The 12,268-nt window shown below is 70.6% G+C and carries 12 protein-coding genes; 5 read left to right on the top strand and 7 right to left on the bottom strand.

Features of this window, described 5'->3' with window-relative positions; genetic code table 11:
- Positions 1–52: 52 nt before the first annotated feature.
- The 3 genes from ACZ63E_RS15615 to ACZ63E_RS15625 are packed head-to-tail and all read left to right on the top strand — an operon-like array spanning position 53 to position 2,672.
- A complete protein-coding gene (locus ACZ63E_RS15615) occupies positions 53–601 on the top strand; it encodes a hypothetical protein (RefSeq protein WP_465336591.1) in 549 nt (182 codons plus the stop codon).
- A complete protein-coding gene (locus ACZ63E_RS15620) occupies positions 598–1,602 on the top strand; it encodes a hypothetical protein (RefSeq protein WP_465336592.1) in 1,005 nt (334 codons plus the stop codon). The genes ACZ63E_RS15615 and ACZ63E_RS15620 overlap by 4 nt, the downstream gene beginning before the upstream one ends.
- A 44-nt stretch (positions 1,603–1,646) precedes the next feature.
- On the top strand, positions 1,647–2,672 hold the full coding sequence (locus ACZ63E_RS15625; RefSeq protein ID WP_465336593.1) for a class I SAM-dependent methyltransferase: 1,026 nt from the start codon (positions 1,647–1,649) through the stop codon (positions 2,670–2,672).
- Here ACZ63E_RS15625 and ACZ63E_RS15630 read toward each other — a convergent pair.
- The 6 genes from ACZ63E_RS15630 to ACZ63E_RS15655 all read right to left on the bottom strand — a co-directional run bounded on the left by ACZ63E_RS15630 (position 2,665) and on the right by ACZ63E_RS15655 (position 9,547).
- On the bottom strand, positions 2,665–3,150 hold the full coding sequence (locus ACZ63E_RS15630) for a putative immunity protein (RefSeq protein ID WP_465336594.1): 486 nt from the start codon (positions 3,148–3,150) through the stop codon (positions 2,665–2,667). The two genes, ACZ63E_RS15625 and ACZ63E_RS15630, sit on opposite strands and share 8 nt — an antisense overlap.
- Positions 3,151–3,188: 38 nt before the next feature.
- Entirely contained in the window at positions 3,189–4,319 is a 1,131-nt protein-coding gene (locus ACZ63E_RS15635; RefSeq protein WP_465336595.1) for an NAD(P)/FAD-dependent oxidoreductase, read from the bottom strand.
- Positions 4,316–4,636: a bifunctional 3-phenylpropionate/cinnamic acid dioxygenase ferredoxin subunit gene (locus ACZ63E_RS15640; protein WP_465336596.1), complete on the bottom strand. Its 321-nt coding sequence runs from the start codon at positions 4,634–4,636 to the stop codon at positions 4,316–4,318. The genes ACZ63E_RS15635 and ACZ63E_RS15640 overlap by 4 nt, the downstream gene beginning before the upstream one ends.
- 184 nt (positions 4,637–4,820) lie before the next feature.
- On the bottom strand, positions 4,821–6,476 hold the full coding sequence (gene betA / locus ACZ63E_RS15645; protein WP_465336597.1) for a choline dehydrogenase: 1,656 nt from the start codon (positions 6,474–6,476) through the stop codon (positions 4,821–4,823).
- A 9-nt stretch (positions 6,477–6,485) separates the two neighbouring features.
- Positions 6,486–8,054, bottom strand: a complete 1,569-nt coding sequence (locus ACZ63E_RS15650) for an amino acid permease (RefSeq protein ID WP_465336598.1) — start codon at positions 8,052–8,054, stop codon at positions 6,486–6,488.
- Positions 8,055–8,086: 32 nt separating this feature from the next.
- Positions 8,087–9,547 carry an aldehyde dehydrogenase family protein gene (locus ACZ63E_RS15655; RefSeq protein WP_465336599.1) on the bottom strand — a complete coding sequence of 487 codons (1,461 nt, stop codon included), beginning with the start codon at positions 9,545–9,547 and terminating at the stop codon, positions 8,087–8,089.
- 91 nt (positions 9,548–9,638) lie between these two features.
- Here ACZ63E_RS15655 and ACZ63E_RS15660 point away from each other — a divergent pair, with 91 nt between their 5' ends.
- Positions 9,639–10,220: a TetR/AcrR family transcriptional regulator gene (locus tag ACZ63E_RS15660; RefSeq protein ID WP_465336600.1), complete on the top strand. Its 582-nt coding sequence runs from the start codon at positions 9,639–9,641 to the stop codon at positions 10,218–10,220.
- Between the two features lie 278 nt (positions 10,221–10,498).
- The gene (locus ACZ63E_RS15665) at positions 10,499–11,620 is read left to right on the top strand and encodes an aromatic ring-hydroxylating oxygenase subunit alpha (RefSeq protein WP_465336601.1); all 1,122 of its coding nucleotides are present in this window, start codon (positions 10,499–10,501) and stop codon (positions 11,618–11,620) included.
- On the opposite strand, the gene ACZ63E_RS15670 is transcribed toward ACZ63E_RS15665, so the two are convergent.
- Complete coding sequence (locus ACZ63E_RS15670) at positions 11,617–12,264, bottom strand: GntR family transcriptional regulator (protein ID WP_465336602.1); 648 nt, start codon at positions 12,262–12,264, stop codon at positions 11,617–11,619. The two genes, ACZ63E_RS15665 and ACZ63E_RS15670, sit on opposite strands and share 4 nt — an antisense overlap.
- Between the last annotated feature and the right edge of the window lie 4 nt (positions 12,265–12,268).

Here is a 12,268-nt window from a genome sequence, read left to right on the forward strand (position 1 = left end):
CTCACCGGGCGGATTGGCCGGATGTGACGGCCGTGGCACTTAAAGTGTTCGCGTGACGACTCCAGCCCAGCACGACCGGGACCAGGCGGAAGCACGCGTGGGCCGGCTCAAGCAGGACCTGCGGGACGGGCTGGTGACCCCGCCCGGCGACGTCGAGGTGATGGACGAGCTCGTCGCGACGGCCCACCGGCTGCTCGACGCCGAGCTGGCGTTCGACGAGGCGAAGCACCGGCTCGCCATCGCCGAGCTCGAGTCGCGGCACGCGGCGACGCAGCGCGCGGTCGTGTACTTCGCGGCCGCGCCGGTGCTGGTTCCGCTGGCCGCCGCGGCGCTCGTGCTGTTCGACGTGCTTTCGCCGGTGTGGCTGCTGGCGTTCGTCCCGTTGTTCGCGGCCGGGCTGTGGATCGGCTTCGGCCCGGTCCGGCGCGTCGGCGAAGTCATCCGCGAGCGGACGCGGGCCGCGTGGGCGGGCAGCGTCACGGCCGCCGTGCTGGTGGCGGCGCTGGTGCCGTGGGCCGGGTCGGTCGTCTGCACGATCCTGGCGGCGCTGGGCGTCGCGGCCACGGCCGCGTTGCTGTGGCGGGAAAGCCGGATCCCGTGAGCCACGGTTACGCGACCTACGGCGACGACCCCGGGTTCGAGCAGGAGTACGCCGGCTACCCGGAGGCCGCGGACCCGACGCGCCGCGACCTCGACGAGCTGTTCGCGGCGGTCGACGGGCTGCGTGCCGCGGTCGAGGAGGCCGACGACCGCGACCGCGGGCTGCGCCAGGACGTCGCGGACCTGACCGACCGGCTCGAGCGCGGCGGCGGGCACCGCCAGGAGGACCGCATCGACCTGCTCGGCCGGCAGCTGGACCGGTTGCAGCAGCAGGTCCAGGCCCTGGAACGAGCGGTGCGGGTGTCCGACGGTGTGCCCCAGGTGAACCTCGACGACGTCGGCGCGGAGACCCGGGCGCTCGCGGCGGAGGCGGCGCGCTGGGACGACCTGCACAAGGAGCTCGTCACGAAGGAGCAGCGCGCCCGGCACGAGCAGGAGATCGCGCGGCTGGCTTCGGTGCACGAAGCGCAGGCCCGGTGTGACACCGACCTGCTCGAGGTGATGCGGGTCCTGGCGTCGACGGACCGCGCTTCGCGGGCCCGAGGGGACGCGGAGTCGTCGTTGCGGGCGTTGTCGACCCGGCGCCGGACGCTGCTGGACGAGGAGATCCCGGCGGCCTCGGAGGCGGCGGACCAGGCGCGGCTGGCGTTGCGCGAGGCGGACGCGGTCGAGGCGCGGATCGTGCCCCAGCTGGAGCGCGCCGAGCGAGCGTGGCACGACCTGCAGGTGCGGCTGCGGACGAGGATCACCGACGCGCTCGGCTCGAACGCGCTGCTGCCGACGTGGTTCGGCCACGCACTGGGGGTAGCCCCACCGGCCGGAGCGGCCGGCGACACGTGGATCCGCACGGCGGCTTCGGTGCTGGCTTACCGCGTGACGTTCCGCATCGTGGACCCGGCACTGCCCCTGGGCCCGCCGGCCGGCGAGAACGCGGACACGACGGAACGGCGCTGGACCTGGCGCGCGCGGCTGGAAAGCGACTTGGACGAGCTGGCTCTCTAGCGAAATCCGCCCGGCCGCCACCGGTGATGAACTACGTTTTGATCATGTCCTACCGCGACGCGACGGCCCACTACACCTCGCCCAAAAGGCGTGATCCGGTCAAGACGATGCTGGAGGAAGTGGTCACCCACCGAGTCCTGCGTGATGCCATCTCCCGGGTCCGGCCCGAACGCGGCCGGCCGCTGCGGGTCGTCGACGTCGGTTGTGGGACCGGGGACGGCCTGGCCCTGCTGACCGAGCCGCACGGCGCCCTCGCCCCGCTGACCGACGAGCACACCCTCGACTACCTCGGGGTCGACATCGATCCCGACATGGTCGACACCGCCCGCGCGCTCCATGCAGGACGGCGGGCCACCTTCGCCGTCGCGGACATGCGGTCCGAACTGCCCGCGGGCGACTTCGACCTTTACCTCTCCTGCGGTGTGCCCTACTCCCACCTTCCCCACGAGGACGTCGTCGAGGTCCTGACCGGTCTCATGCAGCGGATCGTCGAGACTCGCGACAGCGCGGTGCTCGTGGTCGACGTCCTCGGCCGCTACTCGGTCGAGTGGACGCCGAAGTGGCCGGAAACCCGCTGGTCGTACAACATGAGCTTCTTCGAGGACGCGACCGAGACCCTCCACGACCGGATGAGCTTCTTCGACCGCGGGTCGCTCGACGCGGTGCTCGTCGAAGCCGCCATCCGGGCCGGGGCCCGGCTGAGCGGGACGACGTTCACCGACCGGTCGATCCTCGCGGGCCGGCACACCGCCACGCTGTCCTTCAACCCGGCGATCCCGCCCTACCGCACCCTCCTCAACGAGCTCGCCCGCGGCGCCACCGACGTCGACCCCGCCCGGCTGCGGTTCGAGCCGCCCGCCGGGCACGCGCCACGATCGGTCCAGCTGTTCTTCAACGCCTTCGCCGAAGGCTGGAACCGGATCCTCGCCGCGGCCGCCGTGCCGTCCGCCGAGCACGCGAAGGAGCTCGCGAGGTCGCTCTTCGCGTGGGAACAGCAAGCCCAGCAAGGACTCGGGGTCGGCCACTCCCTGATGGCCACCGTGGTCGTCGAGCGCCCGACCGTCACCTGAGCGCCGACTCCAGCTGTCGGTGCAGCTCGCCGAGCCGGGACTTGCCGGGTTCGCCGGGTGGGAAGCGGCTCAGGATGTCGCGTACCTCCGGTGGAGCGTGGTCGAGAGCCCAGCGGATCTCGGCCGCGGCGTCACCGCCGGCCAGTTCGTGCGCCAACGCCGTCTGCTGCGCGGGGCCGACGATGTGCTTCACCTGGTGCGGAGACTCCAGCGGGTGCAGGTAGGCCGCCCCCGCCGCGCCGACTGCCGCGCGGGCCGCGGCGGCCGCGGCCGGGTCGGAAGTCGCGCCCGCCGCCTTCAGCGCCGCCCACGCTGCCGTGCGCAAGGCTTTCGTGCGCGGGCCGCCCGAAGCGAACTCCCACGCCGCCGCGATCGCCGCCGCCGGGCGGGGGTCGTCCGGGATCAACGGCAGCGCCCGCGAAGCGCAGCCGGCGGCCCAGCCGGTCAGCGCCCGCAGCTCGTCGAGAGTCAGCTCCATGTGGGTGAAGCGTATCTTTGAACCGCCGGTTGAGACTTTCAGACGGCCGCCGGCACCCGAAGCGGACGTCGCAGGCGGTTGAAGAGTTTCGGGTTGTTCAACGCGAACACCCCCACCGTCGCACCGTCGCGGTGCCAGGTCGCCACGAAAGACGAGTCCGAAGGGCCGCCCTCGACGAACGTCAGCGTGTCGTCCGGGCGGGGGTGCCCGGCCAGCTGCAGCCGTCCCGCGTACTGGTCCGACCAGACGTACCCGCTGGGGGTGTACGTCCGCGAGGTCTGCCCGGACAGGAGGTTCGCCACCGCGACCGGCGCCTGCTCGGACGCGTTCGTCCAGTGCTCGTGCCGCCGTCCCCCGTACCGCGCGACGTCGCCCACCGCGACCACCGAAGGCAGTTCCGTGACCAGGCCCGCGTCCACGCAGACTCCGTTGGAAACGGTCAGCCCGGACCCGGCCAGCCAGTCCGTCGCCGGGGTCATGCCGACGCCGGTCACGACCACGTCGGCCGACACGAGCGATCCGTCGGCCAGCTGGACGCCCGCTTCGGACATGCCCGTCACCGACACCCCGCAGCGCAGCTCCGTGCCGTGCTCGGCGTGCAGCCGCGCGCAGACCGCCGCCAGGTCCGGGCCCAGCACCGGCGCGAGCGGCGCGGGCAACGCTTCCAGGACGACCACGTCGAGGCCCAGTGACCGGCACGTCGAGGCCACCTCGGCCCCGATGAACCCGGCGCCGACGATCGCCACCCGGACCCCGGGCACCAGAGCCGCGCGCAACGCGAGAGCGTCGTCGATCGTCCGCAGCGTGTGGGCGGCTTCGAAGCCCGGCAAGGTGCGCGCCCGGCCGCCGGTGGCGATGACGACGCCGTCCGCGTGCACCGAGCCGCCGTCGGAGAGGCGGACCCGCCGCTCGGCCGGCTCCAGCGCCGTGGCCCGCACGCCGAGCCGGAAGTCCAGCGCCAGCGACGCGAGATCCCCGGCGTCGAGCAGCTCCAGCGACGCCCGGGAAGCCGTCCCGGCCAGGAAGCCCTTGGACAGCGGCGGCCGGTCGTAGGGCAGGTGCGCCTCTTCGCCGATCAGCACGATCCCGCCGTCGTAGCCCTGCGCGCGCAGCTCCTGCGCGGCGCGGACCCCGGCGAGCGACGCGCCGACGACCGCGACGCGCTTCACGCCGCGTCCTCCTGGGCCGTGCTCTGGACGTAGATGACGCCGTCTTCGACGAGGACGGTGTAGGTGCGCACCGGCTCCTTGGCCGGGAGGCAGCTCGGCATGCCTGTGCGCAGGTCGAACAGCGCCGCGTGCAGCGGGCACTCGACGAAGCAGCCCTCGAGCCAGCCGTCGGCCAGGGAAGCGTCCTGGTGGGTGCACGTGTCGTCGATGGCGTAGAGCTCGCCGTCGTCGGTGTTGAACACCGCGATCGCGGGGGCCCCGGGGATCCGGACGGACTCACCCGGGGGCAGCTCGTCGACGGTGCATGCGCGAATCATGAGTCCTCCGAGACAGTTGCGCATTGAGGAACATCGACTGTGATCCGCAACAAAGTCTGAGTCCCGTGAAGCGCATCGTCAAGGGGCTACGGCCGGGTAGTTTTCGTTACCCGATAACGGATAGTCCGGGCACGTCGAAGGCCCGTACCGGGGATGGCGGTACGGGCGCTGCGACGTCCGGGTGCTAGTTCTCCCCGTGCCGGTAGAACGGCGTCTTGATCGGCGCCAGCGGGGTGTTGCCGAGGATGAGGTCGGCCGCCTTCTCGGCGGTCATCATCACCGGCGCGTAGATGTTGCCGTTGGGGATGTAGGGCATGACCGACGCGTCGACGACACGCAGGCCCTCGGTGCCGTGCACCCGCATGGTCTGCGGGTCGACGACGGACTTCTCGTCCACGCCCATCTTGGCCGTGCACGACGGGTGCAGCGCGGTCTCGGCGTCCTTGGCGACCCAGTCGAGGATCTCCTCGTCCGTCTCCACCGACGGTCCCGGCGAGATCTCCCCGCCGTTGTAGGTGTCCATCGCGGACTGGTTGAGGATCTTCCGCGCCACCCGCACGGCCTCGACCCATTCGCGACGGTCGTTGTCCGTGGACAGGTAGTTGAACTTGATCGCCGGGTGCTGCCGCGGGTCGGTCGAGGTGAGCTTCACCGAGCCGCGGGTGTCGGCGTACATCGGGCCGACGTGCACCTGGTAACCGTGCCCCTCCGTGGGCGCCGAACCGTCGTAGCGGATCGCCACCGGCAGGAAGTGGAACATCAGGTTCGGGTACTTCACCTCGTCGTTGGAGCGGACGAACCCGCCGCCCTCGAAGTGGTTGGTTGCGGCCGGGCCGTTGCGCAGGAACAGCCACTGCGCGCCGATGTAGGGCCGCTTCCACTTGGCCAGCGACGGCTGCATCGACACCGGTTCCTTGCAGGCGTACTGGATGTACACCTCCAGGTGGTCCTGCAGGTTCTCGCCGACCCCCGGCAGGTCCTTGACGACGTCGATGCCGAGCTTCTCCAGGTCGGCCGCGTTGCCGACGCCGGACAGCTGCAGCAGCTGCGGGCTGTTGATCGCCCCGCCGCAGAGGATGATCTCCTTGCCGTACACCTCACCCGGCACACCCCGGCCCTCGGCGTACTCGACGCCGATCGCGCGGGTGCCGTCGAAAAGGATCTGCGACACGAACGCGTGCGTCTTCACCGTGAGGTTGGGGCGGTTCTCCACCGGGTGCAGATAAGCGCCCGCGGCGGACAAACGCCGTCCTTTTCGGACGTTGCGGTCGAAGGCCGCGAAGCCTTCCTGCCGGTAGCCGTTGACGTCGTCGGTGCGCGGGTAACCGGCCTGCTCGGCGGCGTCGAAGAACGCCTGGAACAACGGGTTCGACGCCGGGCCGCGCTCGAGTTCGAGCGGCCCGTCGTGGCCGCGCCACTGCCCGTCCGGGGCATCGGCTAGGCAGTTTTCCATGCGCTGGAAGTACGGCAGGCAGTGCGCGTAGTCCCAAGTGGACATTCCCGCGTCGCCGGCCCAGCGCTCGTAGTCCATCGGGTTGCCGCGCTGGAAGATCATCCCGTTGATGCTGGACGACCCGCCGAGCACCTTGCCGCGCGCGTGGTAGATGCGGCGGCGGTTCATGTGCGGCTCGGGCTCGCTGCGGTAGCCCCAGTCGTAGAACTTCGACCCGATCGGGAAGGTCAGCGCGGCCGGCATGTGGATGAAGACGTCCCACTTGTAGTCGGACCGCCCCGCTTCCAGGACCAGGACCTTGTTGTTCGGGTCGGCCGACAGCCGGTTCGCCAGCGCGCAGCCCGCCGAACCACCGCCGACGATGACGAAGTCGTAGTTTTCACTCATGCGTCCTCCTCAGCCGGGCAGTGAGTCCGGGGCGTTGTCCGGCATGTGCTCGGGGCTCGTGTGCGACGAGCCCCAGGTGCGGCGCCGGACGTAGAGCATGATCGCACCGATGATCACGATCAGCCCGGTGACGATCACCGCGCCCCACTGGAAGTACCAGTGGTCGTCGCCGTAGACCTCGGCACGCGGCCAGATCAGGTTGACCGTCATCGCCCCGCCGTAGACCACCGCGACCAGGTTCACGAACGTGCCCCAGCGGCCGAGCTTGAAGTACGGGCCGTGGCCCGGGCGCGGCCACTGCCCGCGCAGGCGGCGCAGCAGCATCGGGCCGGTGACCATCAGGTAGGGGATGTAGAACAGGATGATCGCCGTCGAGGTCAGGATGAAGAACGCCCGCTGGTTGCCGAGATTGATCAGCAGCACCACGACGGTGAGGCCGCCGGTGAGCAGCGCCGGCAGGATCGGCGTCTTCGAGCGCGGCGACACCTTCGCCATCGCCTTGCTGAACGGCAGCCGGCCGTCGCGGGCCATCGCCCACGCCATCCGGATCGCCGCGGTCTGCACGGCGAGGCAGCACACGGTGATCGCGATCGCCGAGCAGATCAGGAACGCGTCGCCGAGGCCTTCACCGAGCGTGCTCTTCAGCAGGTACGGCATGCCGGACGTGCTCAGCTCGTCGGCGTTGATGTCCCCGACCGCCATCATGCCGACCAGCATCACCAGGCCGCCGACGATGAACGACGCCGTGATCGCCCGCAGGATCGCGCGCGGCGCGTGCTTGCGCGGCTGGGTGGTCTCCTCGGCGAGCGAGCCCGCGGTGTCGAAGCCGTAGAAGACGTACGCGCTCATCAGCGACGCCACCAGGAACGCCCCGAGGTACCCGAGCGAGTGACCGTCACCCGTGGCGTGCGTCTCGAAGACGACCTGCGGGCCGCGCTTGATGTGGATGGCCAGCGCGATGATCAGCAGGATGACCGCGGACAGCTCCACCGCGACGCCGAAGTTGTTGATCTTCGCCATCAGCTTGACGCCGATGACGTTCACGATCGTGGCGAACACGACCAGCACCAGGGCCAGGATGATGGCGTTCTGCGCGCCGCCGGGGGTCGACGTCAGCCCGGCGTCGGAGTCGCTGCCGACGAGCTGGAACGCGGTCGAGACCTGCGGCAGGATGATCTGGTAGGCCACGGCGACCGCGCCGGCCGTGACGATCGCGCCGATGATCATGATCCAGCCCGCGAGCCACGACGTCGCGGGTTTCGCGATCTGTTTCGCCCACTGGTACACCGATCCGGCGAGCGGGAACTGGCCGGCGAGCTCGGCGAAGCACAGCGCGACGGCGAGCTGGCCCAGGAACACCAGCGGCCAGGTCCAGATGAACGCCGGCCCGCCCGAGCCGAAGCCGAAGAAGAACAGCTGGAACACGCCGGTCATGATCGAGATGTAAGAGAACCCGGCGGCGAAGCTGGAGAACGAGCCGAGGGAGCGTTCGAGCTCCTGGCGGTAACCGAACTTCTCGAGATCGGAGCTGTCGTCCGGGGCAGGCCCCCCGCCCGCCGGCTTTTCTTGCGTGGTCATGGCAACGTCCTCACGTGGTGGGGGAGGGGAATTCAGCCTTTGAACCAGTGCTGCGGAACGGGATCGATGTTCTGGTAGACGTGCTTGCTCTCCTGGTACTCCGCCAGCCCGGACGGTCCGAGCTCGCGGCCGATGCCGGACTTCCCGAACCCGCCCCACTCCGCCTGCGGCAGGTAGGGGTGGTAGTCGTTGATCCACACGGTGCCGTGGCGCAGGGCCCCGGCGACCCGCTGGGCGCGGGACGCGTCCGACGTCCACACGGCTCCGGCGAGCCCGTACTCGGTGTTGTTGGCCAGGGCGATCGCGCCGGCCTCGTCGGTGAAGCGTTCCACGGTGACGACCGGGCCGAAGACCTCTTCCCGGACGACCGCCATGTCTTTCGTGCAGTCGCTGAACACGGTCGGGCGCAGGAAGAAACCGTTTTCGTACCGGGCGCCTTCGGGGCGTTTGCCGCCCGCCCGGAGCGTGGCGCCCTCGGCGAGAGCGCTTTCGATGTAGCCCTCGACCTTGGCGCGGTGCTGCGCCGAGACGAGCGGGCCCGTCTCGGTCCCGGGATCGAGGCCGTCGCCGACCCGGATCCGGTCGGCGCGCGCGGCGAGGTCCGCCACGAACCGGTCATGGATTCCATCTTGGACGATCAGGCGCGCGCCCGCCGAGCAGACCTGTCCCGAATGGACGAACGCGGCCATCAGCGCGTAGTCGAGGGCGGTGTCGTAGTCGGCGTCGTCGAAGACCACGTTCGGGTTCTTGCCGCCGAGCTCGAGGGCGACCCGGCGGACGCCCTTCGCGGCGGCCGTCATGATCTTCTCGCCGGTCGCGTACCCGCCGGTGAAGGAGACAAGGTCGACGGCCGGGTGCTCGACCATGGCCGCGCCGACGTGACCCGGCCCGAGCAGCAGGTTGACGACGCCCGGTGGGGTGCCGGCCTCCTCGAGCAGGGCGACGAGCTTGATCGTGGTCAGCGGCGTCACTTCGCTCGGCTTGAGCACGATCGTGTTGCCCGCGGCCAGCGCGGGGGCGACCTTCCAGGACATCTGGAGCAGCGGGTAGTTCCACGGCGCGATGAGCACGCAGACGCCGACCGGCTCGTGCACGATCCGGCTGACGACGGACGCGCTGCCCGCGTCGACCAGGCGTCCGGCGTCCTTGTCGGCGAGGTCGGCGTAGTAGCGGAAGACGTTCGTCACGTCGTCGATGTCGATGCGGCCTTCACCCAGCGTCTTGCCGGTGTCGAGGCTCTCGGTGCGGGCCAGCTCCTCGCGGTCGCGGACCAGCAGGGCGGCGACTTTGCGCAGGAGCTCACCGCGTTCGGTGGCGGTGGTCCGCCGCCACGGGCCGCCGTCGAAGGCCCGCCGCGCGGCGCCGACCGCGGCGTCGACCTCTTCGCGCCCGGCCTCGGCGACCTGCTCGATCACCTGGCCGGTGGCGGGGTTCAGCACGTCGGAGTGCGTGCCGGCGTCGGACCAGGCCCCGTCGATGTAAAGATCCTTCATGCGGCCCCTTCCGGATCGGTAGTGGCTGCTTCGTGTCAAGAGTGCGTACATTTGTACGCGATACGTGTACAGATGTCCACAAGGGGGCTCGATGGCGAAGAGCGAACCCGCCGCGGCGAGGCGCCGCGGCCCGAACGACCCCGAACGCCGCGCGCGCATCGCCAAGGCGGCGATCGAGGTGGTCGCGCAGCGGGGGATCGACGGGGTCACGCACCGTTCGGTCGCGGCGGCCGCGGGGGTGCCGCTCGGCTCGACGACCTACCACTTCGCGACGCTGGACGACCTGCTGGAGGTCGCGCTGGTCGAGGCCGCGGAGAAGAACGTCCACGCGCTGAAGGAGTGGGAGTCCGCCCTCCCGCCGGGCGTCGACTTCGCCACGGCGCTCGCCGACCTCGTCATGGGGTACGTCAACGAGCAGTACCGCGACACGGTCGTCGAGTACGACCTGTACGTCGCGGCGTTGCACCGCCCCCGGCTCCGCAAGGCGAGCGCGGCCTGGGACGAGGCGCTGATCGCGTTCTTCGGCTCCCGCACCGACCCCCTGACCGGCCGTCTCCTGGCCGGCCTGTTCTGCGGCCTGCTGATGCAGGCGGCCCTCGCCGACCCCCGCCCGTCCCGCGAGGAGATCGAAACCCTCTTCCGCCGCGCCATCCACGGCCCGGCCAACCCGTAACTCGCGTGATCCGAGAGGCATCACTCGTGATTGAAGGGGCATCACGCGTGATTGGAGAGGCATCGCGCTGATGCCCGCTCAGTCACGCATGATGCCCGCCCAATCACGCGTGATGCCCGTCCAGTCACGGGTGATGCCCGAAACGTGCCGGGAGTCTTGGTGGGCGTTGAAAAACCTGGCTTGACAGCGTTGCCGGGTGGCAGTCACTCTGTTCCGGAGTGAGCAACAAGACGCGTTCTGCGCAACTCCCGTCCTGATCCGCGGAGAGGACCACGCCGGTGACCACTACCGATCTGCCGCCGAGCCTGCTCGCCACGCTGCCCGGCACCTACTACACCGACCCGGCGATCTTCGCGCTGGAGCAGGCGAAGATCTTCGAGGCGGACTGGTTCTGCGCCGTGCGCAGCGCGGACCTCGCCGGGCCCGGGGCGTTCGAGACCGTCCAGGTCGGGAAGGAGAGCGTGCTCGTCTCGCGGGGGCGGGACGGGAAGCTCAGCGCGTTCCTCAACGTCTGCCGCCACCGCGGCGCCCGGCTCTGCACCGAAGAGTCCGGCACCGTGAAGCGCGCCTTCCAGTGCCCGTACCACGCCTGGACCTACGGCCTCGACGGCAAGCTGATCGCCGCGCCGAACCTCACCGGCATGCCGGACGTCGACCGCACGACGTTCGGCCTCACCCGCGTCCACCTGCGCGAGTGGCTCGGTTACGCGTGGGTCTGCCTGGCCGACGAGCCGCCGCCGTTCGACGGCTCCGTCGTCGCCGCGGTCACCGAACGGCTCGGCGGCGCGGAGGCGATCGAGGCGTACGGCGTCGACGGCCTCGCGCTCGGCAAGCGCATCGAGTACGACGTGAAGGCGAACTGGAAACAGATCATCGAGAACTTCATGGAGTGCTACCACTGCGCGACGATCCACCCCGAGCTCACCGAGGTCCTCCCGGAGTTCGCCGACGGGTACGCCGCGCAGTACTACGTCGGCCACGGTGCGGCGTTCGGCGGTGACGTCCAGGGGTTCACCATCGACGGCAGCGAGGGGGTCGACCGGCTGCCCGGCGTCACCGAGGACCAGGACCGCAAGTACTACGCCATCACCGTCCGCCCGCAGGTGTTCGTCAACCTGGTGCCGGACCACGTGATCCTCCACCGGATGTTCCCGCTGGCCCCGGACCGGACGCTGGTGCGCTGCGACTGGCTCTACCTGCCCGGCGTGGTCGAGTCGGGCCGCGACCTGACGCGCTCGGTCGAGCTGTTCCACCGCGTCAACCTGCAGGACTTCGAGGCGTGTGAACGCTGCCAGCTCGCCATGGACTCACGCTCCTACGCCGGCGGCGGGGTGCTCGTGCCCAGCGAGCACCACATCGGGGAGTTCCACGACTGGGTCCGCACCCGGCTGGGGTTCTAGATCAACGCCCGGATGGCGGCCTCGAACCCGGTGACGTGCTCCAGCGTCAGCGCGGCCGCCTTCTCGGCGTCACCCTCGATGATCGCGGTGAGGAGGGGGACGTGCTCGTCGACGTGGCCGGCCATCCCGGACAGCCGCGGCACGAACACGCACCAGATCCGCGTCGCGAGGTTGTCGTACCGGATCAGCGTGTCCTCGAGGAACGGGTTGTGCACGCACCGGTAGATCGCCCGGTGCAGGGCGAGGTCGGTGCGCAGCAGCTCGGCGTTGTCCCCGCTCGGGACGCCGGCGTCGAGCTGCGCGCGCAGCTCGGTGAGCGTCGCCCGGTCGGCCGCGGTCGCGCGCTCGGCCGCGGCGGCCGTCGCCATCGGCTCGAGCGTGCGCCGGACCTCGGAGATGTGCGCGAGGTCGGAGATGTTGACGTCGGTGGCGAACGTGCCCCGCCGCGGGTAGGCGACGACCAGCCGTTCGGACTCCAGCCGTTTCAGCGCTTCGCGGATCGGCGTGCGGCCCATGCCGAGCGTGGTGCCGAGCCACTCCTCGTTGATGGGCTCGCCCGGCCGGATGTCGAGCATGACCAGGCGGTCGCGGACGAAGACGTACGCCTGTTCGGCCAGCGACGGGGGATTGACCTGCGGGTGCATGCCG

This window comes from Amycolatopsis sp. NPDC104819 (assembly GCF_055583145.1).

Excerpts from the sequence above, each read along its gene's own strand:
- betA (WP_465336597.1), bottom strand. The coding sequence starts at position 6,476 with ATGAGTGAAAACTACGACTTCGTCATCGTCGGCGGTGGTTCGGCGGGC.
- ACZ63E_RS15625 (WP_465336593.1), top strand. The coding sequence starts at position 1,647 with ATGTCCTACCGCGACGCGACGGCCCACTACACCTCGCCCAAAAGGCGT.
- ACZ63E_RS15660 (WP_465336600.1), top strand. The coding sequence starts at position 9,639 with ATGGCGAAGAGCGAACCCGCCGCGGCGAGGCGCCGCGGCCCGAACGAC.
- ACZ63E_RS15630 (WP_465336594.1), bottom strand. The coding sequence starts at position 3,150 with ATGGAGCTGACTCTCGACGAGCTGCGGGCGCTGACCGGCTGGGCCGCC.
- ACZ63E_RS15650 (WP_465336598.1), bottom strand. The coding sequence starts at position 8,054 with ATGACCACGCAAGAAAAGCCGGCGGGCGGGGGGCCTGCCCCGGACGAC.
- ACZ63E_RS15640 (WP_465336596.1), bottom strand. The coding sequence starts at position 4,636 with ATGATTCGCGCATGCACCGTCGACGAGCTGCCCCCGGGTGAGTCCGTC.
- ACZ63E_RS15670 (WP_465336602.1), bottom strand. The coding sequence starts at position 12,264 with ATGCACCCGCAGGTCAATCCCCCGTCGCTGGCCGAACAGGCGTACGTC.
- ACZ63E_RS15655 (WP_465336599.1), bottom strand. The coding sequence starts at position 9,547 with ATGAAGGATCTTTACATCGACGGGGCCTGGTCCGACGCCGGCACGCAC.